The sequence below is a fragment of the Noviherbaspirillum aridicola genome (assembly GCF_019656455.1).
GTDB classification, from domain to species: domain Bacteria; phylum Pseudomonadota; class Gammaproteobacteria; order Burkholderiales; family Burkholderiaceae_D; genus Noviherbaspirillum; species Noviherbaspirillum aridicola.
Genome location: NZ_BPMK01000017.1, coordinates 1 through 21,945, shown reverse-complemented (window position 1 = coordinate 21,945; position 21,945 = coordinate 1). Strand labels below are relative to the sequence as shown.

Sequence of the window (21,945 nt, the reverse complement as noted above, 5' to 3'; positions counted from 1 at the left end):
GGCCCGCCTTTGCGCCGCCTCAAACCGAATCCCTCCTCTAATCCGGGCCGCGCCACGCCTTGCGGCATCGGCTACCATTGCCGCTATAACCACAAGCGCGACCGGATCCCCGGCACGCGTCGCTTCTGCATGCATGGAGACTGCAATGCACGAAAAAATCATCACGCTGGTCACGCCGGTCTTCCTGCTGCTGATCCTCATCGAGCTCGTGGTCGGCATCCGGCGCGGCCGCAACGGCTACCGGCTCAACGACACCATCAACAGCCTGAGCCTCGGCGTGCTCAGCCAGGTCAGCGGCGTTTTCATGACGCTGCTGCGCATCGGCATCTATGCCTGGCTGGTGGAGCACGTGGCGCTCTGGCGCCTGCCTGCCGACAGCCTATGGGTCTGGGTCTCCGGGCTGCTGCTCTACGATTTCTGCTACTACTGGCTGCACCGCATGGGACATGAGGTCAATGTGCTGTGGGCCGCGCATGTGGTGCACCATCAAAGCGAGCAGTACAACCTCTCGACCGCGCTGCGGCAGACCAGCAGCGGCGCGCTGCTCGGATGGATCTTCTATCTGCCGATGGCGGTGCTCGGCTATCCGGTCGAAGTCTTCGTGGTGGTCGGGCTGATCGACCTGCTCTACCAGTTCTGGGTGCATACGGAGCAGGTCGGCAGGCTCGGCTGGTTCGACCGTGTCTTCGTCTCGCCGTCCAACCACCGTGTGCATCACGCGGTCAACGACATCTATCTCGACAGGAATTACGGCGGCATCCTGATCGTGTGGGACCGGCTGTTCGGCACCTTCATCGATGAGCGCGACGACGAGACCATCGTCTACGGCACCCGCAGCCCGCTGCGCAGCTGGAATCCGGTATGGGCCAACCTCGAGGTGTACAAGGCGATCAGCGTCGATGCATGGCGCGCCCGGCGCTGGCAGGACAAGCTGCGCATATGGTTCAAGCCGCCGGGATGGAAGCCGGCCGACGTCATCGAACGCTATCCCTCGCGCCCCTTCGACATCACCCGTCCGCGCTACGATCCGCCACTTGGCCTGGGCGCGCAGCTGTATTGCCTGGCCCAGTTCGGCATCGTGCTGCTGGTGACCACCCATTTCCTCACCGGGTACAATGCGATGTCGTCCGCGCAGCTGGCGGCCTACGCGGGCTGGCTCGCGGCTTCGCTCTGGCTGATCGGCGGCATGCTCGAAGGGCGCCGCCTGTACGCGGCGGGCGAAGCGCTGCGGCTGGTGCTTACCGCGGCGGGCGTGCTCGCCGCCGGCGCCTGGTTCGGCCCCGTGCCCCTGCCCGTTGCGGCCCAGGGCGCGGTCGCGGTCGCCGCCGTCGTGTCGCTGCTGGCGCTTTGGCTCGTATTCAAACCCCTGCCCCCGGTGCATGGACATCTTTCTCATCAATAGTCAGCAAGTCACCCAACTGCAGCAGCCGTTCGACGCCGTCCCCGGCCAGGGATTTCTCTGGCTCGACGCCACGCATGAAGAAGTCGGGGCCGACCTCGGCGCATGGCGGGACGCGGTGGCGCGCATCACCGGCATCCAGATCTACGACCCTCACCTCACCGATGCGGTCAATCCCGCGCATCCCTCGTATTTCGACTCCACCCAGGACTATGCGATGGTGGTATTTCGCAAGCTGGCACTCGATACCGCGGGCGCGCCGGAGGCGGCGCCGAGCGCCGAGGGCAAGCGCAGGATTCCGCCGGCGCTGTCGAAACTGACGACCCGGCCGGTGACTTTCCTGCTGATGGAAAACGCGCTCATCACCGTGCACGCGCCCAACAGCCGCACCATCGAAACCATGCGTACCCGCCTGCTGGAGTACCGCAGGCGCGAGAACGGCAACGGCCACAGTGGGCGGCCGCCCTCCAGCCCGGGGGACCTGATGCTGCGCATGCTCAACGCGATGGTCGATCAGTATCTGGATCTGCGTCAGCCGCTGACGGGGCAGATCGACCGCTGGCAGCGCGCGCTGCTCGATCCGCGCTCGCCGTTCCAGGACTGGATCGCACTGCTCGACGCCCGCATCGAACTGCGCAAGCTCGACCACCTGTGCGAGGGCCAGCGCGATGCGATGCAGGAGCTGCGCGACTATATCGTCGATACCCAGGACGAGAACAACCGCAGCACGGATCTGATGCTGGTACGGATCAATGACGTGATGGAGCACATCACCCGGGTGCTCAACCATGCACAGCGGCTGGAGGCCACGATTGAGTCCGCGGTGCAGATCCACTTCTCCGCGATGGCCCATCGCACCAGCGAAATCATGCGCACACTGACGGTGATCACCGCGCTGTTCATGCCGCTGACACTCGTCACCGGCATCTTCGGGATGAACTTTGCGCAGATGCCGCTGCTGGAGGACCGGCTCGGCTTCTGGATCACGATGGGCATGATGGCCGTGATCGTGGTGGTCCTGCTGCTGCTGTTCCGGCGCAAGCGCTACCTGGAGGACCGGGGGCGGGACGGCTGATGCAAAAACGCCCGCATCGGCGGGCGTGGCGGTGTCTTACTTGTTGGGCTGCGGTGTCAGACGCAGATAGGGCCGGGGAGCGGTGTAGCCCTTGGGGTACTTCTGCCGGATGACTTCCTCATCCTGGACGCTGAGCGGGATGATGACATCGTCGCCATCGCGCCAGTTGCCCGGGGTCGCCACCGTATAGCCATCCGTGAGCTGCAGGGCGTCGATCACGCGCAGCACTTCATCGAAATTGCGGCCGGTGCTCATCGGGTAGGTGATGATCAGGCGCACCTTCTTTTTCGGATCGATCACGAACAACGAGCGCACCGTCATCGTCTCGGACTGGTTGGGATGGATCATGTCGTACAGCTGCGATACCTTGCGGTCGGCATCGGCGACGATGGGGAAGCCGACCACCGTCTTCTGGGTCTCTTCGATGTCCTTGATCCACGAGGTGTGCTTGTCGGCGGGATCGACCGACAGCGCGAGCGCCTTCACGTTGCGCTTGTCGAATTCCGGCTTGAGGCGGGCGGTGAGGCCGAGCTCGGTGGTGCAGACCGGGGTGAAGTCCGCCGGGTGGGAGAACAGCACTACCCAGGAATCGCCCGCCCATTCGTGGAAGCGCAGCTTGCCGATCGAGGAATCCTGTTCGAAATCCGGCGCGGTGTCTCCGAGTCGCAGGGTCATGTTCTTCTCCCGTCATAGTTGAGGAGCAGACACTATAGATTCACCCGCCCTCTTTGCAAAATACAAAGTCGTCAGATTCTTATGCGGATGAGGCATTAGAACTGCCGCACCAGCTCCAGCACCTGGCTGAACTTGTCGGCGTCCTGGTAGCCGATCACCCGCCCGCCGGGAATCTCCCGTCCCTGCTTGTCGTAGAAGATGATCCCCGGCGGGCCGAACAGGTTGAAGCGCCGGAGCAGTGCCTTGTCATCCTCGTTGTTGGCGGTCACGTCGGCCTGCAGCAGCACCATCTCGTCGAAGTGAGCCTTCACGCGCGCATCGGTGAAGGTGAGCTTTTCCATCTCCTTGCAGGAGACGCACCAGTCAGCATAGAAGTCGAGCATCACTGTCTTGCCGGCGGCTCCGGCGATCGCGGCGTCGAGTTCCGCGATCGAGGCCACGCGCCTGAAAGCGGTGGTGTGAGCGCCGCCCTCGCGCAGGTGGGCGAGCGGCGCCAGCGGGTCGAGGCCGCCGGTGGCCGCGCCCGCCAGCTGCACGGCGCCGGCGGCGGCGAACAGCAGACCGGCGGCCCGCGCCCGCCACCCGAAACGCGGCGAAAACAGCAGGCGCACGCCGTAGCCGGCGGCGAGCATGCCCCAGCCGAGCATGATGATCCAGCCCGGCAGTACCGGCGTGACGATCCACAAGGCCAGCGCGAGCATCAGGACGCCGAAGAACACCTTGACCGACGCCATCCATGCGCCGGCGCGCGGCAGCAGCGCCCCGGCGGATACGCCGACCAGCAGCAGCGGCACGCTCATGCCGGCGGCCATCGCGAACAATGCGCTGCCTCCGATGACCACGTCGCGGGTCTGGCTGATGTAGAGCAGCGCGCCGGCGAGCGGCGCCGCCACGCAGGGACCGACGATCAGCGCCGACAGCGCGCCCATGACGAACACGCCGGCGAGCTTGCCGCCGGAGAAGCGGCCGGAGACCTGGGTGAGGCGCGACTGTAGCGCCGCCGGAACCTGCAGCTGGTAGACGCCGAACATCGACAGCGACAGCAGCGCCATGAGCAGGGCGAAGGCACCGAGCACCGACGGGCTTTGCAGGGCGGCGGCCAGACCTTCGCCCACGAGGCCGGCGGCGATGCCGAGCACGGTATAGACCAGCGCCATGCCAAGCGAGTAGCTGGCCGACAGCAGCAGGCCCCGGCTGCGGCTGGATTGCGCGCCCTCGCCCACGATGATGGACGACAGGATGGGCACCATCGGCAGCACGCAGGGGGTGAACGACAGGCCGATACCGAGCAGCAGGAACAGCGGCAGGATGGTCAGCAGCCGCCCGCTCTGGAGCGACGCTTCGATGCGCCCCATTTCCGCATCGGGGGCGAGTGCGCCGGCCGCCGTCTGCATGGCGCCGCCCGCGGTGGGCGTCAGGCTCACGCGCTGGTCCATGGGCGGATAGCACAGGCCCTGGTCGGCGCAGCCCTGGCTGGTGGCGATGAGCGTGAACGGCCCCTGCGCCTCCACCGGCACGATGACGGCCACCGTTCCCCGGTGAGTCTCCACGTCCTTCTGGAAGGTCTCGTCATACTTGACCTTGCCGGCCGGGATGGAAGGCTGGCCGAGGCGCGCGCCCTCCGCCTTGAACGCAAAGCGATCACGGTACATGTAGTAGCCGTCGGCGATGCGCCAGGTCAGCTCCGCATGGCCGGGATCGACCATGCGCGCGGAAAAACGAAACGCCTTTTCCGGCGGCAGGAATTCATCCGCCTGCGCGGGCAGGACGGCAAAGGCCAGCACCGCCCAGCACAATGCGAGCAGGCGCACGGCGCGCACGGACTGCATGAACTGCTTAAACATCCACATCCTTCCTGGTTTCCCCGATCACCCACTGCAGGTAAGCCGGCAGTCCCGCCGTAATCGGCAGGGCGATCAATTCCGGCACCTCATAGGGATGCAGCCGGCGCACCGCCGTTTCGAGTTCCGGGTATCTGTGCGCGGCGGTCTTGATGAACAGGGTCACTTCGGTCGCGTCCTCAATTGCCCCCTGCCAACGGTAGACGGATCGTACCGCAGGCAGGATGTTTACGCAGGCCGCGAGTCCCTGTTCGACGAGGGCGCGGGCGAGCGTTTCCGCGCTCTGCGCGTCAGGCAGGTTGGATATCACCAGCAGCGTCTGGTCCATGGGCGTTCTCCCGTCATTTCAGCAGTCGTCGCCGGGTCACGACGCTGGCCACATAAAATCCTGCGGCCAGGTAGGCAAGCAGCACTGCGATCCTGGTCAGCGGCGCCTCGGGCCATTGTCCGAGCAACAGGGGGCGAATGAGGTCGACCGCCGCCGTCAGGGGCAGCATCTCGCTGATGCGCTGCAGCCAGCCCGGCAGCTGGGCGGTCGGATAATACACGCCGGAGACGAAGATCATCGGCGTGACCACCAGCGTGAAGTAGTAGGTGAAGAAATCGTAACCCTTGGCGAGCGCATTGATGATCAGCCCGAGCGAAGCGAAGGTGGTCCCGATCAGAAACAGCAGCGGCAGCACGAGCAGCGTGTGCGGGTGCCAGCCGATGCCCAGCATCAGGATCACCGCCAGAATCGCAAACCCGGAAAACATGGACTTGGTCGCGGCCCACAGCATTTCGGCCAGCACCACGTCGTCGAGTGCGAGCGGCGCGTTCAGCAGCGCGTCCCAGGTCTTCTGGACATGCATGCGGGAGAAAGCCGAGTACAGCGTCTCGAAGGATGCCGCCATCATCACCGACATGCAAATCGAGCCCGATGCAAGAAACTGGATGTAGGGGATCCCGTCCACCGTCTGCAGCAGGCTGCCGAGACCGTAGCCGAACGCGACGAGGGTGATCAGCGGTTCGGCGATGTTGCCGAGGATGCTGGCGACGGCGAGCTTCTTCCAGACCAGGAAGTTGCGGCGCCAGATCGGCAGGAAGCGCAGCGAAAAGCTGGGCACGGCATAGATGGCGGCTTGCATCGTATCGTCCTCAGTCGCGCATTTCGCGCCCGGTAAGCTTCAGGAAAAGATCCTCGAGATTGGCAGGCCGATGCAGATAGCGCACGCCGGTTTCATGCTGCAGGCTGGCGAGCAGGTCCCCCGCATCTTCGGTATAGCAAAAGACCGTCTCGCCGCTGGTCTCCAGCCGGGCGGAGCGGCCGCGGCCGTCGCGCTCGGCCCAGGCACGGGCTTTCTCGCCGTAGACTTCGACCACCTCGGCCTCGATATGTTGCCGGATGAGATCGCGCGGCGCGCCCTCCGCGATCATGCGCCCGTGATCGATGACGGCCAGGCGATCGCACAGCCGCTCCGCCTCGTCCATGAAATGCGTCGTCAGCAAGATGGTCTTGCCCTGTGCCAGCAGGGTCTTGAGCCGGTCCCAGATCAGGTGCCGGGCCTGCGGATCGAGCCCGGTGGTCGGCTCGTCCATGAAAATCAGGTCGGGGTCATTGATCAGTGCCCGCGCGAGCGTGAGCCGGCGCTTCATGCCGCCGGAAAGCTCGGCGATGGTGGCATCCTTCTTGGCGGTGAGGCTGGCGAACTCGAGCAGGCCGGGAATGCGCCGGGCGATCCAGTCGTCCCGCAGTCCGAAGTAGCGACCGAAGACCATCAGGTTTTCGGCCACGGTGAAGTCGGGATCCAGGTTGTCCGCCTGCGGCACCACGCCGACGCGCAGCCGCGCGGCCCGGGCCTGCTGGGGAACCGGATGACCGACCAGCGTGATGCTGCCGCCGTCGGGCGCGGTCAGGCCGAGGCACAGCCTCAGCGTGGTTGTCTTGCCGGCGCCGTTCGGCCCGAGCAGGCCGTAGCACTCGCCGCGCCGGAGCGCGAACGAGAGCCCGTCGACGACGACGGTGCGTGCGGCACCGCTGCCGAACCACTTGCGCAGGCCGGAGACGGAGAGAATGTCGGGATTGCTCATGCCCACAGTCGAAGAGCGAAAGCCTCATCTTGCCATATTGTGGACAAGGGCTCAGAAAGCAAAAAAGCCAGGCGCTCGGCCTGGCTTCTTGACGGTGCGCCGGTATTACTCGGCGGTCGGAACGTCGGATGCGTCGCTGATTTCCGGACGGTCAACCAGTTCGACGAAGGCCATCGGCGCATTGTCGCCCTGGCGGAAGCCCATCTTCAGGATGCGCAGGTAGCCGCCGTTGCGGTTGGCGTAGCGCGGGCCCAGTTCGGAGAACAGCTTGACGACGATTTCGCGATCGCGCAGACGCGAGAAAGCCAGGCGCTTGTTCGACAGGTTGTCGGTCTTGCCCAGGGTGAGGATGGGCTCGACCACGCGGCGCAGTTCCTTCGCCTTCGGCAGGGTGGTCTTGATCGCTTCGTGGCGCAGCAGGGAAACGGTCATGTTGCGCAGCATCGCGAGGCGGTGCGACGAGGTGCGGTTCAGTTTGCGGAGGCCGTGACGGTGGCGCATGGTATTTCCTTTCGTTGAGTTTTGAATCCAGCTCTTCTATCGCTCGGGCTGTCGCCCGGCGCGGGCCGGTAAATACTTGGGTTGGTACAGCTGAAAATTCGGGAGCGGCATTATAACGGCTCCCGGCGGTATTACTTCTCCAGACCGGCCGGCGGCCAGTTTTCGAGCTTCATGCCCAGGGTGAGGCCACGGGAAGCAAGCACTTCCTTGATCTCGTTGAGCGACTTGCGGCCCAGGTTCGGCGTCTTCAGCAGTTCGTTCTCGCTGCGCTGGATCAGGTCGCCGATGTAGTAGATGTTCTCGGCCTTGAGGCAGTTCGCGGAACGGACCGTCAGCTCGAGGTCGTCGACCGGACGCAGCAGGATCGGGTCGACTGCCGGCGCACGCTGCGGTGCTTCGGCGGCGGCTTCCGTGCCTTCGAGCGCGGCGAACACGTTGAGCTGGTCGACCAGCACCCGCGCCGACTGGCGGATCGCTTCTTCCGGTGAGATCACGCCGTTGGTCTCGATGTTCATGACCAGCTTGTCGAGGTCGGTACGCTGTTCCACGCGGGCGGACTCGACCGCATAGGACACGCGGCGAACCGGCGAGAACGAAGCGTCGAGGATGATGCGGCCGATGGTCTTGTTCGCATCTTCGGACAGGCGGCGCACGTTGCCGGGCACATAGCCGCGGCCCTTCTCCACCTTGATCTGCATGTCCAGCTTGCCGCCCGCGGTGAGGTGGGCGATCACGTGATCCGGGTTGATCAGCTCGACGTCATGCGGCAGATCGATATCCGATGCCAGCACGGCGCCTTCGCCTTCCTTCTTCAGCGACAGCGTCACCTCATCGCGGTTGTGGAGCTTGAACACCACGCCCTTGAGGTTGAGCAGCATGTCGACGACGTCTTCCTGCACACCGTCGAGCGAGGAATACTCGTGCACGACGCCGGCGATCGTCACTTCGGTGGGCGCATAGCCAACCATCGACGACAGCAATACGCGGCGCAGCGCGTTGCCGAGCGTGTGGCCGTAGCCACGCTCGAACGGCTCCATCACGACCTTGGCATGGCCGGGAGCGAGTGCCTCGACTTCGATAATACGGGGTTTCAACAGGCTGTTTTGCATGAATGAATGTCCTTTTCAATACCCTCGGCTCGTTACACCGATAAGGCTGATGGCATTACAAAGAAACCCGCCCCGTCGGAGACGAGGCGGGCGGGAACTGCGGATTAGCGCGAATACAATTCGACGATCAGCGACTCGTTGACGTCGTTGGCGATTTCGGAGCGGTCCGGCTGCGACTTGAAGGTGCCTTCCATCTTCTTGCCGTCGACGGCGACCCAGCTCGGGAAGCCGCTCTGCTCGGCCAGCGAGAGGGATTCGGCGATACGTGCCTGCTTCTTGGCCTTCTCGCGAACGGCGACGACGTCACCGGCCTTGACGAGGTAGGACGGGATGTTCACGACCTGGCCGTTGACCGTGATGGCCTTGTGGCTGACCAGCTGGCGCGCTTCAGCGCGGGTCGAGCCGAAGCCCATGCGGTAGACGACGTTGTCCAGGCGGGACTCCAGCAGCTTGAGCAGGTTCTCACCGGTGTTGCCCTTGATGCGGTCGGCTTCGGCGAAATAGCGACGGAACTGGCGCTCGAGGATGCCGTAGATGCGCTTGACCTTCTGCTTTTCACGCAGCTGGTTGCCGTAGTCGGAGGTGCGGGCACCCGAAGTGCGGCCGTGCTGACCAGGCTTGGAATCCAGTTTGCACTTGGAATCCAGCGAGCGGCGGGTGCTCTTCAGGAACAGGTCGGTGCCTTCACGGCGGGACAGTTTTGCTTTCGGTCCGATATAACGTGCCACGTTAATTTCCTTATTCAAATGACGCCCCGGCCGCGGAAAGGCCGGCGGGCGCTAGTCTGATCTGCCTGCGGTCAGACGGTGGTCTTAAGAACAAAACCCGCCAAACTGCTGGCGGGCTGCTTTACTGCGAAAAACAGCTGATTGTACGCGAAAGTCGCGAATCAGATACGACGACGCTTCGGCGGACGGCAGCCGTTGTGCGGAACCGGGGTGACGTCCTGGATCACGGTGATCTTGATGCCGAGGTTGTTGAGTGCGCGAACAGCGGACTCGCGACCCGGGCCCGGGCCCTTGATGCGCACTTCCAGGTTCTTCACACCGCATTCCTGCGCAACGCGGCCAGCCGCTTCGGCAGCAACCTGTGCCGCGAACGGGGTGGACTTGCGCGAGCCCTTGAAGCCGGCGCCACCGGAGGTCGCCCACGACAGGGCGTTGCCCTGGCGATCGGTGATGGTGATGATGGTGTTGTTGAACGACGCGTGGATGTGCGCGACGCCTTCGGCGACGTTCTTCTTAACTTTCTTGCGCGCGCGTGCTGCTGCGGCGTTATTCGGGGCTTTTGCCATGATGATTTCCTTGAATCCGACTGCTGCTCAGACGAGCGGGATTATTTCTTCAGCGACTGGGCTGCCTTGCGCGGGCCCTTGCGGGTACGAGCATTGGTGCGGGTACGCTGACCGCGGACCGGCAGGCCCTTGCGATGACGCAGGCCGCGATAGGAACCAAGGTCCATCAGGCGCTTGATGCTCATCGACACTTCACGACGCAGGTCACCCTCGACCACGAACTTGCCGATCGCGTCGCGCAGGCGCTCGAGCTCGCTGTCGTCGAGATCCTTGACTTTCTTGTTGGTCGGCACACCGGTCTGCTCGCAGATCAGCTTGGAGCGCGACAGGCCGATGCCATAGATGGCGGTCAGGCCGATAACAGTGTGTTGGTGGTTGGGGATGTTGACCCCTGCAATACGTGCCATTCGTTATTCCTCGATCAATAACGTTAATTAACCCTGGCGCTGCTTATGGCGCGGTTCGGTGCAAATGACGCGAACGACACCCTTGCGCTTGATGATCTTGCAGTTGCGGCAGATCCGCTTGACTGATGCGAGCACTTTCATGTTTGCCCTCTTTCTTCCAGTTCTAGTTACTCTTACTTGGTTCGGAACACGATGCGTGCCCGGCTCAAATCATAGGGTGTCAATTCCACCGTCACTTTATCCCCGGGGAGGATACGGATGTAATTCATCCGCATCTTCCCCGAGATGTGTCCGAGAACCACATGCCCGTTTTCCAGCTTGACTCGAAATGTTGCATTGGGAAGATTTTCCAGGATCTCCCCCTGCATCTGAATTACGTCGTCTTTTGCCATTCGTTCCGCTCGTTATCCTGGGTGCCGATCGCTTCAGCGCATCGGGATGCCGCCCTTGAAATTCGCCTTGCGAAGCAGTGACTCGTACTGCTGCGACATCACATAGTTCTGAACCTGCGCCATGAAGTCCATCGTCACGACAACGATGATCAGCAGCGACGTGCCACCGAAGTAGAACGGCACCTGCCAGCGCGCGATCAGGAACTCGGGCAACAGGCACACCAGCGTGATATACAGCGCGCCGACCAAGGTCAGACGCATCAGAATCTTGTCGATGTACCGCGCCGTCTGCTCACCCGGGCGGATACCCGGAACGAACGCGCCGCTCTTCTTCAGGTTGTCCGCGGTCTCCTTGCTGTTGAACACCAGTGCGGTGTAGAAGAAGCAGAAGAACACGATGGCAACCGCATACAACAGGGCATGGATCGGCTCGCCCGGCGCCAGCGACGCAGCCAGGTCCTTCAGGAAGCGTACGAAACCATTGGTTGCGTCGCCCGAAGTGAACCAGCTCGTGATCGTCGCCGGAAACAGGATGATCGACGATGCGAAGATCGGCGGAATCACGCCTGCCATGTTCAGCTTCAGCGGCAGGTGACTGCTTTGCCCGCCGTAGATCTTGTTGCCGACCTGGCGCTTTGCATAATTCACGAGGATCTTGCGCTGGCCGCGTTCGATGAACACCACCAGGTAAGTCACGGCAGCCACGATCACGCAGATCAGGATCGCCGACAGCGCGCTCATCGACCCGGTACGAACCAGCTCGAACAGACCGCCGAGGGCGCTCGGCAGACCTGCCGCGATACCCGCGAAGATGATGATCGAGATGCCGTTGCCCAGACCGCGCTCGGTGATCTGCTCACCCAGCCACATCAGGAACATCGTGCCGGTCACCAGCGTCACCACCGTCGTGAAACGGAATGCGAGACCCGGATCGATCACCAGCCCCGGCTGCGATTCCAGAGCCACTGCGATACCCAGGCCCTGGAACAGCGCCAGCACCAGCGTACCGTAGCGGGTGTACTGGGTGATCTTGCGCCGTCCCGCCTCGCCTTCCTTCTTGATCGCTTCCAGCTGCGGCGAAACCACCGTCAGCAGCTGCATGATGATCGATGCCGAGATGTACGGCATGATCCCCAGTGCGAAGATCGTGAAGCGAGACAGGGCACCGCCGGAGAACATGTTGAACATGCCCAGGATGCCGCCCTGGTTCTGGCGGAACAGCTCAGCCAGCTGATCAGGGTCGATACCCGGAACCGGGATATGCGCGCCGATGCGGTAAACCACCAGCGCAGCAAGCAGGAACCACAGGCGGCCCCACGGAAAACCGCTTGCTGCACTCTTGGCAAGTTGCGGTGAAGTCGCCAATTAACGCTCCGAACGAACCGGTTGCTTAAGCAACCGAACCACCTGCGGCTTCGATGGCAGCCTTGGCGCCCTTGGTCGCAACCAGGCCCTTGACCGTCACCTTCTTGCTGATTTCGCCAGCCTTGATGATGCGCACGCTGCGTGCCAGCTCGGGCACCAGACCAGCCTGCTTCAGGGCCAGCATGTCGATCTCTTCGACCGGCAGGTTTGCCAGGTCGCCCAGACGGACTTCAGCCTTGAACGGCGTTGCCAGCGACTTGAAGCCACGCTTGGGCAGACGGCGCTGCAGCGGCATCTGGCCGCCTTCGAAACCGACCTTGTGGAAGCCGCCGGAACGGGACTTCTGGCCCTTGTGACCGCGACCCGCGGTCTTGCCCAGGCCGGAGCCGATACCGCGGCCCACGCGACGCTTCGCATGCTTGGCGCCTTCTGCCGGGCGGATAGTGTTCAATTCCATGTTCTACTCCGTATCGATCGCAAGCGCTAGGCTTACTCGACAACCTTAACGAGATACGCAACCTTGTTGATCATGCCGCGGATCGCCGGCGTGTCCTGGAGCTCGGAAACCGAGTTCACACGACGCAGACCGAGACCGCGAACGGTGGCGCGGTGGTCCTGGCGGGTGCCGATCAGGCCCTTCACCAGTTTCACTTTGATTGTGTTTGCCATGCTGATCACCTCAACCGAGAATTTCTTCGACCGACTTGCCGCGCTTGGCAGCAATTTCGGACGGGGTGTTCATCTTCGACAGGCCGTCGAGCGTTGCGCGGACCATGTTGTACGGGTTGGTCGAGCCGTAGGACTTGGCCACCACGTTGGTCACACCCATCACTTCGAAAATCGCGCGCATCGGACCGCCGGCGATCACGCCGGTACCATCCTTGGCCGGCGAAATCATGACCTTGGACGCGCCATGCTGGCCGGTCACGGTGTGCTGCAGCGTGCCGTTCTTGAGCGACACCTTGATCATCTTGCGGCGGGCTTCTTCCATCGCCTTCTGCACGGCCACCGGCACTTCCTTCGACTTGCCCTTGCCCATGCCGATGCGGCCATCGCCATCACCGACCACGGTCAGCGCGGCGAAACCCATGATCCGGCCACCCTTGACCACCTTGGTCACACGGTTGACCGCAATCATCTTCTCGCGCATGCCGTCGTCGCGTTCTTCGCCTTGTTGCGGCTTACCTTGCATTTTTGCCATGACAATTCTTCCTTAGAACTTCAGACCGGCTTCACGCGCAGCGTCTGCCACCGCCTTCACACGGCCGTGGTAACGGAAACCGGAACGGTCGAACGCGACTTCGGAGATGCCGGCCTTGAGAGCCTTCTCCGCAACGCGCTTGCCAACCAGCGCGGCAGCAGCGACGTTGCCGCCCTTGCCCGACTTGTCGGCCAGTTCCTTGCGCACTTCCGCTTCGACGGTCGATGCGGAGGCCAGGATCTTCGCGTCCGGGCCGATGATGTTCGCGTAGATGTGCAGGTTGGTACGGTGCACCGCGAGGCGGACCACCTTCAGCTCTGCGATCTTGGCGCGAGTTTGCGTTGCACGACGCAGACGGGATTGTTTCTTGTCCATCGTCAGCCCCTTTATTTCTTCTTGGTTTCTTTGATGACCACCACTTCGTCCGAGTAGCGGACGCCCTTGCCCTTGTAGGGCTCGGGTTCGCGGTAGGCGCGGATTTCAGCAGCAGTCTGACCGACTTTCTGCTTGTCGGCGCCCGAGATCACGATCTCGGTCTGGCTCGGGGTAGCGCACTTGACGCCCGCAGGCATCTTGTGCACGACCGGGTGCGAGTAACCGAGGGACAGGTTCAGGGTGTCGCCCTGCGCCTGGGCACGGAAGCCCACGCCAACCAGCGACAGCTTGCGCTCGAAGCCCTTGGTCACGCCGGTGACCATGTTGTTCACCAGTGCGCGCAGGGTACCCGACATCGCATTGGCTTCACGGGAATCGTTAGCCGGCGTGAACAGCAGCGTATTGTTTTCGTTCACAACTTTGACCAGGCCGTTGAGCGGCATGGACAGGGTACCCTGGGGTCCCTTGACAGTGATCCTGTCAGCGGTGATCGTGACTTCCACTCCAGCCGGAAGCGCGATCGGCATCTTACCTACACGAGACATCTTGCACTCCTTAGGCCACGTAGCAAATCACTTCGCCACCGACACCGGTTGCGCGCGCTTTGCGGTCGGTCATCACACCCTTGGGGGTGGACACGATTGCCACACCAAGGCCGTTCATCACGTTCGGGATATCGTTCTTGCCCTTGTAGATGCGCAGGCCCGGACGGGACACGCGCTCCAGGCGCTCGATTACCGGACGGCCGGCGTAGTACTTCAGGCCGATCTTCAGTTCGGCCTTGCCTTCGGCTTCGGAGACTGCGAAATCTTCAATGTAACCCTCGTCCTTGAGGACGTTGGCAATCGCAACCTTGACTTTCGACGACGGCATCACGACGCTCGTCTTCTGCACGCCCTGGGCATTGCGAATGCGGGTCAGCATGTCGGCGATAGGATCGCTCATACTCATACTGTGTTCTCCTATTACCAGCTAGCTTTGGTTACACCCGGGATCTCGCCGCGCATGGCGATTTCACGGATCTTGGTACGGGCCAGACCGAACTTGCGGAAAGTGCCACGGGGACGACCGGTCATCGAGCAGCGATTACGCTGACGAGTCGGATTGGCGTTGCGCGGCAGCGCCTGCAGCTTCAGGCGCGCTTCGTAGCGCTCTTCTTCCGATTTCGATTGGTCGTCGATGATTGCCTTCAACTCGGCACGCTTGCCGGCGTACTTCTTCACCAGGTCTGCGCGCTTTTGTTCACGGTTAATCAGTGCCAGTTTTGCCATGGCAGCCTCAGTTTCTGAACGGGAATTTAAATGCGGCGAGGAGTGCTTTCGCCTCATCGTCGGTCTTGGCGGTCGTGGTGATGCTGATGTTCATGCCACGGAGCGCGTCGATCTTGTCGTACTCGATTTCCGGGAAGATGATCTGCTCTTTGACGCCCATGTTGTAGTTGCCACGGCCATCGAATGCACGACCGGACACGCCACGGAAGTCACGCACGCGCGGCAGCGCGACGGTGATCAGACGATCCAGGAATTCGTACATGCGGGCGCCACGCAGGGTCACCATGCAGCCGATCGGATAGTCTTCGCGGATCTTGAAACCGGCGATTGCCTTGCGAGCCTTGGTCACGACCGGCTTCTGGCCGGCGATCTTGGTCATGTCGCCGACGGCGTGGTCGATGATCTTCTTGTCAGCGACCGCTTCCGACAGACCCATGTTCAGCGTGATCTTGGTCAGACGCGGCACTTCCATCACCGACTTGTAGCCGAACTTGGAGGTCAGCTCGGCGACGACCTTATCTTTGTAAAATTGTTGGAGACGGGCCATGATGCTTACACCTTAACGACTTCGCCGTTGGACTTGTAGACGCGCACCTTCTTGCCGTCGACAATCTTGACGCCCACGCGATCTGCCTTGCCGGTAGCGGCATTGAACAGCGCGACGTTGGACACGTGGATGGGCATCGCCTTGTCGACGATACCGCCGGTAGCACCGGTCATCGGGTTCGGCCGCACGGTCTTCTTGGCGACATTGATACCCTCAACCACGACGTGCTCGGCGTCGACGCGCTGCTTGACCACACCGCGCTTGCCCTTGTCTTTACCGGTCAGGACGATGACTTCGTCGTTTTTCCGAATCTTATCCATCACGACTCCTTACAGAACTTCAGGCGCGAGCGAGACGATCTTCATGAAACGCTCGGTGCGCAGCTCGCGGGTGACCGGCCCGAAGATACGGGTGCCGATCGGCTCGAGCTTGTTATTCAGCAGAACGGCGGCGTTGCCGTCGAACTTGACGAGCGAGCCATCCTGGCGACGCACGCCCTTGGCGGTACGCACCACCACGGCGTTGTAGATTTCGCCCTTCTTCACACGACCGCGCGGCGCAGCGTCTTTCACAGTGACCTTGATGATGTCGCCGATGCTGGCGTAACGGCGCTTGGAACCGCCAAGCACCTTAATGCACAGGACTTCACGCGCACCCGTGTTGTCGGCTACCTCGAGCCGGCTTTCAGTTTGAATCATAGTATTTTCTTTCCCAACTTAATCCGCTCATCCGCCTAATGCGGGCCCGCGGTCAGTCTTGGTCCTGTCAGCCGACTTAGAGCTAAGCCACGCCGATTAGGTGGACGGTTACAAAACTACTTGGAGCGCCTGACTGCTGCGCAATCTTTTCGAACTGCAGGGTACTGCAAACGAGATTCCCGCAAAATGGCTTTGCGGGAACCAAGCCCGGCATTATGTCACCACAAGGCCGGGCACGCAACTACTATTTTCGATCTTCAGACGACCTGGGCGACCTGCACCACGCGGGTGACGGTCCATGCCTTGGTCTTGGAGATCGGACGACCTTCCTGGATCTCGACGGTGTCGCCTTCCTTGGCCTGATTGGCTTCGTCATGCGCGTGATACTTGTTCGAGCGGATGACGATCTTGCCGTACAGCGGATGCTTGACGCGACGCTCGACCAGAACGGTCACGGTCTTGTCCATCTTGTCGGAGACCACCTTGCCGACCAGGGTGCGCTTGAGCGACTGTTTCACTTGATCGTTCATTATTTGGCGTCCTTCTGGTTCATGACGGTCTTCACGCGCGCGATGTCGCGGCGTACCTTCTTCAGCTGCGCGGTGTTGTTCAGCTGCTGCGTTGCGATCTGCATGCGCAGGCTGAATTGGGCCTTGAGCAGCTCGTTGAGCTCTTTCTGCAGAGCGTCCTGGTCCTTGCCGCGGAGTTCAGATGCTTTCATGTTTCACTCCTGTTATTGACCGACTTGGCGGAGCACGAACGTGGTCGCCAGCGGCAGTTTGGCGGCGGCCAGGCGGAACGCCTCGCGTGCAAGCGCCTCGTCGACACCGTCCATCTCGTACAGCACCTTGCCGGGCTGGATTTCGGCGACGTAGTACTCCGGGCTGCCCTTACCGTTACCCATACGAACTTCAGCGGGCTTCTGCGAAATCGGCTTGTCCGGGAAGATACGGATCCAGATGCGGCCGCCACGCTTGATGTGACGGGTCATGGCACGACGTGCCGCTTCGATCTGGCGCGCCGTGATACGGCCGCGGCCGACAGCCTTCAGGCCGTACTCGCCGAACGACACACCGGTGCCGCGCTCGTGCGAGATGCCCTTGTTGCGGCCCTTCTGTTCCTTGCGATATTTTCTGCGTGCGGGTTGCAGCATGATTATTCTCCTGCTTTCTCAGCCGGCGCACCGCTCTTGGGAGCGGAGGCACGAACGCGCTTGGCACCCGGTGCCCCTGCACCTTCGGCGCCACGGGGACGCGGACGGCCGCCCGGCTTGCCATCGTCGCGGCGCGGGCCGCGGCGCTTCTTGTCTTCCTCGGCCGGTGCCTCGATGGTCGGCGCTTCGCCGCTGGCGAGGCGATCGCCCTTGTAGACCCAGACCTTGATGCCGATGATGCCGTAGGTCGTTTCGGCTTCGCTGAAACCGTAGTCGATGTCGGCGCGCAGGGTGTGCAGCGGCACGCGACCTTCGCGATACCACTCCTTGCGGGCGATTTCGATACCGTTCAGACGGCCCGACGACATGATCTTGATGCCCTGGGCACCGAGACGCATCGCGTTCTGCATCGCGCGCTTCATGGCACGGCGGAACATGATCCGCTTTTCCAGCTGCTGAGCGATCGAGTCGGCGATCAGCTGCGCATCGACTTCCGGCTTGCGGATTTCTTCGATGTTGACGTGCACGGGCACGCCCATCAGCTTGGTCAGCTCGGACTTCAGGACTTCGATGTCCTCGCCCTTCTTGCCGATCACAACGCCCGGACGGGAGCTGTAGATCGTGATGCGGGCGTTCTTGGCCGGACGCTCGATCAGGATGCGGCCCACCGAGGCGTTCTTCAGTTTCTTCTTCAGGTAGGTGCGAACGTTGAGGTCTTCGTTCAGCATGGAGGCAAAATTGGTGTTGCCTGCATACCAGCGCGAGCCCCAGTTACGCGTCACCGAAAGACGGAAACCGGTCGGATGAATTTTCTGTCCCATCGTGACTCCTTAGTTACCGACAGTCACGTAGATGTGACAGGTTTGCTTCGAGAAGCGATCACCACGGCCCTTGGCACGCGCGATGAAGCGCTTGAGGACCGCACCTTTTTCGACGTAGATCGTCTTGACTTTCAGTTCGTCGATATCCGCGCCATCATTGTGTTCGGCGTTCGCAATTGCGGACTCCAGAACCTGCTTGATGATGACCGCGCCCTTTTTCGGGCTGAAGGCCAGGATATTCAACGCCTGATCAACTTTTTTACCGCGGATCAGGTCGGCGACCAGACGGCCTTTCTGGGCCGACAGGCGTGCGCCACGCAGGGAAGCTTTAGTTTCCATATCGGACCTTATTTCTTAGCCTTCTTGTCAGCGGCGTGACCCTTGAACGTGCGGGTCAGCGCGAATTCGCCGAGCTTGTGACCAACCATGTTCTCGGATACATAAACCGGCACGTGCTGCTTGCCGTTATGCACTGCGATCGTCAGGCCGATGAAGTCCGGCAGGATGGTCGAACGACGGGACCAAGTCTTGATAGGCTTCTTGTCCTTCGTTGCTTGCGCAGCTTCGACCTTTTTCACCAGGTGGGCGTCACAGAACGGCCCTTTTTTCAATGAACGTGTCATGTGTTACCCCTTATTTCTTGCCACGGCGCGAGACGATCATCGAAGTCGTGCGCTTGTTGCTACGCGTCTTCTTGCCCTTGGTCTGCTGGCCCCACGGCGACACCGGGTGACGGCCTGCAGCGGTGCGGCCTTCACCACCACCGTGCGGGTGGTCGATCGGGTTCATCACGACACCGCGGACGGTCGGACGCACGCCGCGCCAACGCATTGCACCGGCCTTGCCGATCTTGCGCAGGTTGTGCTCGCCGTTGCCGACTTCGCCGATGGTGGCGCGGCACTCGATGTGCACGCGACGCACTTCGCCGGAACGCAGGCGGACCTGAGCGTAGGTGCCTTCGCGTGCCATCAGCACAACGCCGGCGCCCGCGGTACGGGCCATCTGGGCGCCCTTGCCGGGCAGCATTTCGACGCAGTGCATCGTGGTACCGACCGGGATATTGCGGATCGGGAGGCAGTTGCCGGCCTTGATCGGCGCTTCCGAGCCGTTCATGACCTGGTCGCCGACAGCGATACCCTTCGGAGCGATGATGTACTGACGCTCACCGTCCGCGTAGCACAGCAGTGCGATGTGCGCGGTGCGGTTCGGGTCGTATTCGATACGCTCGACCTTGGCGGGGATGCCATCCTTGTTGCGACGGAAGTCGACAACGCGGTAGTGCTGCTTGTGACCGCCACCGATATGACGGGTGGTGATGTGGCCGTTGTTGTTACGACCGGCGGTCTTGGACTTCTTTTCGACGAGCGAGGCGAGCGGACGGCCCTTGTACAGGTCGGGGTTGACGACCTTGACCATGCCGCGGCGGCCTGCCGACGTCGGTTTCATTTTCACGAGTGCCATTATTTAGCCTCCTCGGTGAAGTTGATTTCCTGACCCGGCTTCAGGCAGACATATGCCTGGCGGGTGTGGTTGCGGCGACCGATGAAACGACCGGCACGCTTCTGCTTGCCCTGACGGTTCACGACCTGCACGGAATCCACCTGCACCTTGAACAGCAACTCGACAGCCGCTTTGATTTCCGGCTTGGTTGCGTCCGGGGCGACGCGGAAAACAACTTGCTCGTTTTTCTCAGCGACGAAGGTGGCCTTCTCCGAAATCACCGGAGCCAGCAGCACTTTCATCAGACGCTCTTCGCTATGCTTCACGGTCGCGCTCATGCCAGCATCTCCTCAATCTTGGCCAATGCCGGCTTGGTGATCAGGACCTTCTTGTAGAACACCAGGGACACGGGATCGGCATGACGCGGCTCGACGATCAGCACGTTCGGCAGATTGCGCGAAGCGAGCAGCAGGTTTTCGTCGACGTTGTCGGTAATAACCAGCACGGAGTCCAGGCCCATGCCCTTCAGCTTTTGCGCCAGCAGCTTGGTCTTCGGCGCTTCGACCGACAGGTTCTCGACGACCGACAGGCGGCCTTCGCGAGCGAGCTGGGAGAGGATCGAGCAGACACCTGCGCGATACATCTTCTTGTTCAGCTTGTGCGAGAAGTTTTCGTCGGGGCTGTTCGGGAAGATGCGACCGCCTCCGCGCCACAGCGGGGAGGAGGACATACCTGCACGAGCGCGGCCGGTGCCCTTCTGGCGCCACGGCTTCTTGGTCGTGTGGCTGACTTCTTCACGGTCCTTCTGCTTGCGGTTGCCGCTGCGAGCATTCGCCTGATAGGCGACGACGACCTGGTGGATCAGCGCTTCGTTGTAGTCGCGGCCGAAAATCGTATCCGGCGCTGCGACGTTGGAAGCAGCTTGACCTTGTTCATTCAGGAGCTGGAGTTCCATCGATTACGCTCCCTTCTTTGCTTTGACTTTGACTGCGGGACGAACGATGACTTGACCGTTCTTTGCACCCGGCACTGCGCCCTTGACCAGGATCAGCTGACGCTCTGCGTCGATGCGGGCGATCTCCAGGTTCTGGACGGTGGTGGTGACGTCACCGAGGTGACCGGTCATGCGCTTACCCGGGAACACGCGACCCGGATCCTGCGCCATACCGATGGAGCCAGGAACGTTGTGGGAACGGGAGTTACCGTGGGTTGCACGGCCGGAGCCGAAGTTGTAACGCTTGATCGTACCGGCATAGCCCTTACCGATGGACACGCCCTGCACGTCCACTTTCTGGCCTGCTTCGAAGATGCTGACAGCGATGGTGTCGCCAGCCTTCAGTTCGGCTGCTTTCGCTGCCTCGATACGGAATTCCTTGAGGACGGTACCAGCTTCCACACCCGCCTTGGCGAGGTGACCGGCTGCCGCTTTGTTGACGCGGGAAGCACGGCGCTGACCGTAGGTGACCTGAACAGCAGTATAGCCGTCGGTTTCGTCAGTTTTGATTTGCGTCACGCGGTTGTTCGACACGTCGAGCACGGTAACGGGGATCGTATCGCCGTCATCCGTGTAGATGCGCATCATGCCAACCTTGCGACCAACAAGGCCGAGGGTCATTGTTTTCTCCATTCCCGCCTGCGATTGGGCGGGGCTGATGTTTGTACTACAAAAACGTACTGGCACGGACTTTCCGTGCCAGTACCGAAGCCGAGCATTATAACCCGCGTTTTTTCACACCACAACCACTAATCGCTTGAGTTGTGGTATGTGCAGGGTCACGATGCGGTGATTACTGCAGCTTGATCTCGACGTCGACGCCGGCCGGCAGGTCCAGCTTCATCAGCGCGTCGACCGTCTTGTCGGTCGGGTCGACGATGTCCATCAGACGCTGGTGGGTGCGGATCTCGAACTGGTCGCGCGAGGTCTTGTTGACGTGCGGGGAACGCAGGATGTCGAAACGCTGGATGCGGGTGGGCAGCGGAACCGGGCCCTTGACGACTGCACCGGTGCGCTTGGCGGTCTCGACGATTTCCAGTGCGGACTGGTCGATCAGGCGATAGTCGAATGCCTTGAGGCGGATACGGATTTTCTGGTTTTGCATGCTAATTCCTTAAAAAGAGCGAGCCGCGGACGGGGTGCGCCCGCGGCGATTTCAGTCAAAGAGCGACAGAGTGATCCGTGCGCGAATTACTCGATGATCTTGGCAACGACGCCGGCGCCGACGGTACGGCCGCCTTCGCGGATGGCGAAGCGCAGACCTTCTTCCATCGCGATCGGGTTGATCAGCTTGACCGTGATCGAGACGTTATCGCC

At 62.0% G+C, this 21,945-nt stretch carries 37 protein-coding genes; 2 read left to right on the top strand and 35 right to left on the bottom strand.

Annotated features, from left to right (window positions below; all coding sequences use genetic code 11):
• The first annotated feature begins 145 nt into the window (after positions 1 to 145).
• Positions 146 to 1,402 carry a sterol desaturase family protein gene (locus NCCP691_RS17410; RefSeq protein WP_373870371.1) on the top strand — a complete coding sequence of 419 codons (1,257 nt, stop codon included), beginning with the start codon at positions 146 to 148 and terminating at the stop codon, positions 1,400 to 1,402.
• On the top strand, positions 1,380 to 2,474 hold the full coding sequence (locus tag NCCP691_RS17405) for a magnesium transporter CorA family protein (protein WP_220809833.1): 1,095 nt from the start codon (positions 1,380 to 1,382) through the stop codon (positions 2,472 to 2,474). The genes NCCP691_RS17410 and NCCP691_RS17405 overlap by 23 nt, the downstream gene beginning before the upstream one ends.
• A gap of 36 nt (positions 2,475 to 2,510) precedes the next feature.
• Here NCCP691_RS17405 and NCCP691_RS17400 read toward each other — a convergent pair whose 3' ends face one another.
• From NCCP691_RS17400 to NCCP691_RS17230, 35 genes are all read right to left on the bottom strand, one after another.
• Positions 2,511 to 3,149: a peroxiredoxin gene (locus NCCP691_RS17400; RefSeq protein ID WP_220809832.1), complete on the bottom strand. Its 639-nt coding sequence runs from the start codon at positions 3,147 to 3,149 to the stop codon at positions 2,511 to 2,513.
• 95 nt (positions 3,150 to 3,244) lie between these two features.
• Positions 3,245 to 4,999, bottom strand: a complete 1,755-nt coding sequence (gene dsbD, locus NCCP691_RS17395; RefSeq protein ID WP_373870370.1) for a protein-disulfide reductase DsbD — start codon at positions 4,997 to 4,999, stop codon at positions 3,245 to 3,247.
• Positions 4,986 to 5,318, bottom strand: coding sequence for a divalent-cation tolerance protein CutA (gene cutA / locus NCCP691_RS17390; RefSeq protein ID WP_220809831.1), 333 nt, complete (start codon positions 5,316 to 5,318; stop codon positions 4,986 to 4,988). Before cutA ends, dsbD begins: the two co-directional genes overlap by 14 nt.
• A 13-nt stretch (positions 5,319 to 5,331) precedes the next feature.
• Positions 5,332 to 6,117, bottom strand: a complete 786-nt coding sequence (locus tag NCCP691_RS17385) for an ABC transporter permease (protein ID WP_220809830.1) — start codon at positions 6,115 to 6,117, stop codon at positions 5,332 to 5,334.
• Between the two features lie 10 nt (positions 6,118 to 6,127).
• Positions 6,128 to 7,060, bottom strand: coding sequence for an ATP-binding cassette domain-containing protein (locus NCCP691_RS17380; RefSeq protein WP_220809829.1), 933 nt, complete (start codon positions 7,058 to 7,060; stop codon positions 6,128 to 6,130).
• Between the two features lie 105 nt (positions 7,061 to 7,165).
• Entirely contained in the window at positions 7,166 to 7,561 is a 396-nt protein-coding gene (rplQ, locus tag NCCP691_RS17375) for a 50S ribosomal protein L17 (RefSeq protein ID WP_220809828.1), read from the bottom strand.
• 131 nt (positions 7,562 to 7,692) lie between these two features.
• Complete coding sequence (locus tag NCCP691_RS17370) at positions 7,693 to 8,670, bottom strand: DNA-directed RNA polymerase subunit alpha (protein WP_220809827.1); 978 nt, start codon at positions 8,668 to 8,670, stop codon at positions 7,693 to 7,695.
• A 104-nt stretch (positions 8,671 to 8,774) separates the two neighbouring features.
• On the bottom strand, positions 8,775 to 9,398 hold the full coding sequence (gene rpsD / locus NCCP691_RS17365; RefSeq protein ID WP_220809826.1) for a 30S ribosomal protein S4: 624 nt from the start codon (positions 9,396 to 9,398) through the stop codon (positions 8,775 to 8,777).
• Between the two features lie 161 nt (positions 9,399 to 9,559).
• Complete coding sequence (gene rpsK / locus NCCP691_RS17360; protein ID WP_220809825.1) at positions 9,560 to 9,964, bottom strand: 30S ribosomal protein S11; 405 nt, start codon at positions 9,962 to 9,964, stop codon at positions 9,560 to 9,562.
• A 41-nt stretch (positions 9,965 to 10,005) separates the two neighbouring features.
• Positions 10,006 to 10,371, bottom strand: coding sequence for a 30S ribosomal protein S13 (gene rpsM / locus NCCP691_RS17355; protein WP_220809824.1), 366 nt, complete (start codon positions 10,369 to 10,371; stop codon positions 10,006 to 10,008).
• Between the two features lie 27 nt (positions 10,372 to 10,398).
• Complete coding sequence (rpmJ, locus tag NCCP691_RS17350; protein WP_014004415.1) at positions 10,399 to 10,512, bottom strand: 50S ribosomal protein L36; 114 nt, start codon at positions 10,510 to 10,512, stop codon at positions 10,399 to 10,401.
• Positions 10,513 to 10,544: 32 nt separating this feature from the next.
• On the bottom strand, positions 10,545 to 10,763 hold the full coding sequence (gene infA, locus NCCP691_RS17345; protein WP_005663428.1) for a translation initiation factor IF-1: 219 nt from the start codon (positions 10,761 to 10,763) through the stop codon (positions 10,545 to 10,547).
• 33 nt (positions 10,764 to 10,796) lie between these two features.
• The gene (gene secY / locus NCCP691_RS17340) at positions 10,797 to 12,128 is read right to left on the bottom strand and encodes a preprotein translocase subunit SecY (protein ID WP_220809823.1); all 1,332 of its coding nucleotides are present in this window, start codon (positions 12,126 to 12,128) and stop codon (positions 10,797 to 10,799) included.
• Between the two features lie 25 nt (positions 12,129 to 12,153).
• Positions 12,154 to 12,585: a 50S ribosomal protein L15 gene (gene rplO / locus NCCP691_RS17335; protein WP_220809822.1), complete on the bottom strand. Its 432-nt coding sequence runs from the start codon at positions 12,583 to 12,585 to the stop codon at positions 12,154 to 12,156.
• 32 nt (positions 12,586 to 12,617) lie between these two features.
• On the bottom strand, positions 12,618 to 12,797 hold the full coding sequence (gene rpmD / locus NCCP691_RS17330; RefSeq protein WP_220809821.1) for a 50S ribosomal protein L30: 180 nt from the start codon (positions 12,795 to 12,797) through the stop codon (positions 12,618 to 12,620).
• A 10-nt stretch (positions 12,798 to 12,807) separates the two neighbouring features.
• On the bottom strand, positions 12,808 to 13,329 hold the full coding sequence (rpsE, locus tag NCCP691_RS17325) for a 30S ribosomal protein S5 (protein WP_220809820.1): 522 nt from the start codon (positions 13,327 to 13,329) through the stop codon (positions 12,808 to 12,810).
• A 12-nt stretch (positions 13,330 to 13,341) separates the two neighbouring features.
• Positions 13,342 to 13,704 carry a 50S ribosomal protein L18 gene (gene rplR, locus NCCP691_RS17320; protein ID WP_220809819.1) on the bottom strand — a complete coding sequence of 121 codons (363 nt, stop codon included), beginning with the start codon at positions 13,702 to 13,704 and terminating at the stop codon, positions 13,342 to 13,344.
• 11 nt (positions 13,705 to 13,715) lie between these two features.
• Positions 13,716 to 14,249 (bottom strand): 50S ribosomal protein L6, encoded by a 534-nt coding sequence (rplF, locus tag NCCP691_RS17315; RefSeq protein ID WP_220809818.1) that lies wholly within the window; start codon positions 14,247 to 14,249, stop codon positions 13,716 to 13,718.
• 10 nt (positions 14,250 to 14,259) lie between these two features.
• On the bottom strand, positions 14,260 to 14,655 hold the full coding sequence (gene rpsH / locus NCCP691_RS17310; protein WP_220809817.1) for a 30S ribosomal protein S8: 396 nt from the start codon (positions 14,653 to 14,655) through the stop codon (positions 14,260 to 14,262).
• 14 nt (positions 14,656 to 14,669) lie between these two features.
• Entirely contained in the window at positions 14,670 to 14,975 is a 306-nt protein-coding gene (gene rpsN, locus NCCP691_RS17305) for a 30S ribosomal protein S14 (protein ID WP_220809816.1), read from the bottom strand.
• A 7-nt stretch (positions 14,976 to 14,982) separates the two neighbouring features.
• Positions 14,983 to 15,522 carry a 50S ribosomal protein L5 gene (gene rplE / locus NCCP691_RS17300; RefSeq protein ID WP_220809815.1) on the bottom strand — a complete coding sequence of 180 codons (540 nt, stop codon included), beginning with the start codon at positions 15,520 to 15,522 and terminating at the stop codon, positions 14,983 to 14,985.
• Positions 15,523 to 15,527: 5 nt separating this feature from the next.
• Positions 15,528 to 15,842, bottom strand: coding sequence for a 50S ribosomal protein L24 (gene rplX, locus NCCP691_RS17295; RefSeq protein WP_220809814.1), 315 nt, complete (start codon positions 15,840 to 15,842; stop codon positions 15,528 to 15,530).
• A 9-nt stretch (positions 15,843 to 15,851) separates the two neighbouring features.
• Positions 15,852 to 16,220: a 50S ribosomal protein L14 gene (gene rplN, locus NCCP691_RS17290; RefSeq protein ID WP_220809813.1), complete on the bottom strand. Its 369-nt coding sequence runs from the start codon at positions 16,218 to 16,220 to the stop codon at positions 15,852 to 15,854.
• Between the two features lie 257 nt (positions 16,221 to 16,477).
• The gene (gene rpsQ, locus NCCP691_RS17285) at positions 16,478 to 16,750 is read right to left on the bottom strand and encodes a 30S ribosomal protein S17 (RefSeq protein ID WP_220809812.1); all 273 of its coding nucleotides are present in this window, start codon (positions 16,748 to 16,750) and stop codon (positions 16,478 to 16,480) included.
• The gene (gene rpmC / locus NCCP691_RS17280) at positions 16,750 to 16,941 is read right to left on the bottom strand and encodes a 50S ribosomal protein L29 (protein ID WP_220809811.1); all 192 of its coding nucleotides are present in this window, start codon (positions 16,939 to 16,941) and stop codon (positions 16,750 to 16,752) included. Before rpmC ends, rpsQ begins: the two co-directional genes overlap by 1 nt.
• A gap of 12 nt (positions 16,942 to 16,953) precedes the next feature.
• On the bottom strand, positions 16,954 to 17,373 hold the full coding sequence (gene rplP, locus NCCP691_RS17275) for a 50S ribosomal protein L16 (RefSeq protein ID WP_220809810.1): 420 nt from the start codon (positions 17,371 to 17,373) through the stop codon (positions 16,954 to 16,956).
• A 2-nt stretch (positions 17,374 to 17,375) separates the two neighbouring features.
• Positions 17,376 to 18,194 (bottom strand): 30S ribosomal protein S3, encoded by an 819-nt coding sequence (rpsC, locus tag NCCP691_RS17270; protein WP_220809809.1) that lies wholly within the window; start codon positions 18,192 to 18,194, stop codon positions 17,376 to 17,378.
• 9 nt (positions 18,195 to 18,203) lie between these two features.
• Positions 18,204 to 18,533 (bottom strand): 50S ribosomal protein L22, encoded by a 330-nt coding sequence (gene rplV, locus NCCP691_RS17265; protein ID WP_220809808.1) that lies wholly within the window; start codon positions 18,531 to 18,533, stop codon positions 18,204 to 18,206.
• Between the two features lie 8 nt (positions 18,534 to 18,541).
• The gene (rpsS, locus tag NCCP691_RS17260; RefSeq protein WP_220809807.1) at positions 18,542 to 18,817 is read right to left on the bottom strand and encodes a 30S ribosomal protein S19; all 276 of its coding nucleotides are present in this window, start codon (positions 18,815 to 18,817) and stop codon (positions 18,542 to 18,544) included.
• Positions 18,818 to 18,827: 10 nt separating this feature from the next.
• A complete protein-coding gene (gene rplB, locus NCCP691_RS17255; protein WP_220809806.1) occupies positions 18,828 to 19,655 on the bottom strand; it encodes a 50S ribosomal protein L2 in 828 nt (275 codons plus the stop codon).
• A complete protein-coding gene (gene rplW / locus NCCP691_RS17250) occupies positions 19,655 to 19,972 on the bottom strand; it encodes a 50S ribosomal protein L23 (protein WP_220809805.1) in 318 nt (105 codons plus the stop codon). The genes rplB and rplW overlap by 1 nt, the downstream gene beginning before the upstream one ends.
• Entirely contained in the window at positions 19,969 to 20,589 is a 621-nt protein-coding gene (gene rplD, locus NCCP691_RS17245; protein ID WP_220809804.1) for a 50S ribosomal protein L4, read from the bottom strand. The genes rplW and rplD overlap by 4 nt, the downstream gene beginning before the upstream one ends.
• Positions 20,590 to 20,592: 3 nt before the next feature.
• A complete protein-coding gene (gene rplC / locus NCCP691_RS17240) occupies positions 20,593 to 21,249 on the bottom strand; it encodes a 50S ribosomal protein L3 (RefSeq protein ID WP_220809803.1) in 657 nt (218 codons plus the stop codon).
• Between the two features lie 172 nt (positions 21,250 to 21,421).
• Entirely contained in the window at positions 21,422 to 21,733 is a 312-nt protein-coding gene (rpsJ, locus tag NCCP691_RS17235) for a 30S ribosomal protein S10 (protein ID WP_220809802.1), read from the bottom strand.
• 86 nt (positions 21,734 to 21,819) lie between these two features.
• Positions 21,820 to 21,945 (bottom strand): EF-Tu C-terminal domain-related protein (locus tag NCCP691_RS17230; RefSeq protein ID WP_455431989.1); only part of this gene is annotated, 126 nt, incomplete at its 5' end.

Excerpts from the sequence above, each read along its gene's own strand:
- NCCP691_RS17370 (WP_220809827.1), bottom strand. The coding sequence starts at position 8,670 with ATGCAAAACAGCCTGTTGAAACCCCGTATTATCGAAGTCGAGGCACTC.
- NCCP691_RS17380 (WP_220809829.1), bottom strand. The coding sequence starts at position 7,060 with ATGAGCAATCCCGACATTCTCTCCGTCTCCGGCCTGCGCAAGTGGTTC.
- rplB (WP_220809806.1), bottom strand. The coding sequence starts at position 19,655 with ATGGCACTCGTGAAAATGAAACCGACGTCGGCAGGCCGCCGCGGCATG.
- rpsC (WP_220809809.1), bottom strand. The coding sequence starts at position 18,194 with ATGGGACAGAAAATTCATCCGACCGGTTTCCGTCTTTCGGTGACGCGT.
- rpmC (WP_220809811.1), bottom strand. The coding sequence starts at position 16,941 with ATGAAAGCATCTGAACTCCGCGGCAAGGACCAGGACGCTCTGCAGAAA.
- rplP (WP_220809810.1), bottom strand. The coding sequence starts at position 17,373 with ATGCTGCAACCCGCACGCAGAAAATATCGCAAGGAACAGAAGGGCCGC.
- rplO (WP_220809822.1), bottom strand. The coding sequence starts at position 12,585 with ATGGAATTGAACACTATCCGCCCGGCAGAAGGCGCCAAGCATGCGAAG.
- rpsJ (WP_220809802.1), bottom strand. The coding sequence starts at position 21,733 with ATGCAAAACCAGAAAATCCGTATCCGCCTCAAGGCATTCGACTATCGC.
- rplN (WP_220809813.1), bottom strand. The coding sequence starts at position 16,220 with ATGATTCAAACTGAAAGCCGGCTCGAGGTAGCCGACAACACGGGTGCG.
- rplV (WP_220809808.1), bottom strand. The coding sequence starts at position 18,533 with ATGGAAACTAAAGCTTCCCTGCGTGGCGCACGCCTGTCGGCCCAGAAA.
- rpsK (WP_220809825.1), bottom strand. The coding sequence starts at position 9,964 with ATGGCAAAAGCCCCGAATAACGCCGCAGCAGCACGCGCGCGCAAGAAA.
- rplR (WP_220809819.1), bottom strand. The coding sequence starts at position 13,704 with ATGGACAAGAAACAATCCCGTCTGCGTCGTGCAACGCAAACTCGCGCC.
- rpsE (WP_220809820.1), bottom strand. The coding sequence starts at position 13,329 with ATGGCAAAAATGCAAGGTAAGCCGCAACAAGGCGAAGAACGCGACGAC.
- dsbD (WP_373870370.1), bottom strand. The coding sequence starts at position 4,999 with ATGTGGATGTTTAAGCAGTTCATGCAGTCCGTGCGCGCCGTGCGCCTG.
- rpmD (WP_220809821.1), bottom strand. The coding sequence starts at position 12,797 with ATGGCAAACACAATCAAAGTGAAACTGGTGAAGGGCCTGATCGGCACC.
- rpsS (WP_220809807.1), bottom strand. The coding sequence starts at position 18,817 with ATGACACGTTCATTGAAAAAAGGGCCGTTCTGTGACGCCCACCTGGTG.
- rplE (WP_220809815.1), bottom strand. The coding sequence starts at position 15,522 with ATGGCCCGTCTCCAACAATTTTACAAAGATAAGGTCGTCGCCGAGCTG.
- rpsN (WP_220809816.1), bottom strand. The coding sequence starts at position 14,975 with ATGGCAAAACTGGCACTGATTAACCGTGAACAAAAGCGCGCAGACCTG.
- infA (WP_005663428.1), bottom strand. The coding sequence starts at position 10,763 with ATGGCAAAAGACGACGTAATTCAGATGCAGGGGGAGATCCTGGAAAAT.
- rplC (WP_220809803.1), bottom strand. The coding sequence starts at position 21,249 with ATGACCCTCGGCCTTGTTGGTCGCAAGGTTGGCATGATGCGCATCTAC.
- rplW (WP_220809805.1), bottom strand. The coding sequence starts at position 19,972 with ATGAGCGCGACCGTGAAGCATAGCGAAGAGCGTCTGATGAAAGTGCTG.
- NCCP691_RS17405 (WP_220809833.1), top strand. The coding sequence starts at position 1,380 with ATGGACATCTTTCTCATCAATAGTCAGCAAGTCACCCAACTGCAGCAG.
- rpmJ (WP_014004415.1), bottom strand. The coding sequence starts at position 10,512 with ATGAAAGTGCTCGCATCAGTCAAGCGGATCTGCCGCAACTGCAAGATC.
- rplQ (WP_220809828.1), bottom strand. The coding sequence starts at position 7,561 with ATGCGCCACCGTCACGGCCTCCGCAAACTGAACCGCACCTCGTCGCAC.
- rpsQ (WP_220809812.1), bottom strand. The coding sequence starts at position 16,750 with ATGAACGATCAAGTGAAACAGTCGCTCAAGCGCACCCTGGTCGGCAAG.
- rpsM (WP_220809824.1), bottom strand. The coding sequence starts at position 10,371 with ATGGCACGTATTGCAGGGGTCAACATCCCCAACCACCAACACACTGTT.
- NCCP691_RS17410 (WP_373870371.1), top strand. The coding sequence starts at position 146 with ATGCACGAAAAAATCATCACGCTGGTCACGCCGGTCTTCCTGCTGCTG.
- NCCP691_RS17400 (WP_220809832.1), bottom strand. The coding sequence starts at position 3,149 with ATGACCCTGCGACTCGGAGACACCGCGCCGGATTTCGAACAGGATTCC.
- rplX (WP_220809814.1), bottom strand. The coding sequence starts at position 15,842 with ATGGATAAGATTCGGAAAAACGACGAAGTCATCGTCCTGACCGGTAAA.
- cutA (WP_220809831.1), bottom strand. The coding sequence starts at position 5,318 with ATGGACCAGACGCTGCTGGTGATATCCAACCTGCCTGACGCGCAGAGC.
- rplD (WP_220809804.1), bottom strand. The coding sequence starts at position 20,589 with ATGGAACTCCAGCTCCTGAATGAACAAGGTCAAGCTGCTTCCAACGTC.
- rpsH (WP_220809817.1), bottom strand. The coding sequence starts at position 14,655 with ATGAGTATGAGCGATCCTATCGCCGACATGCTGACCCGCATTCGCAAT.
- NCCP691_RS17385 (WP_220809830.1), bottom strand. The coding sequence starts at position 6,117 with ATGCAAGCCGCCATCTATGCCGTGCCCAGCTTTTCGCTGCGCTTCCTG.
- rplF (WP_220809818.1), bottom strand. The coding sequence starts at position 14,249 with ATGTCTCGTGTAGGTAAGATGCCGATCGCGCTTCCGGCTGGAGTGGAA.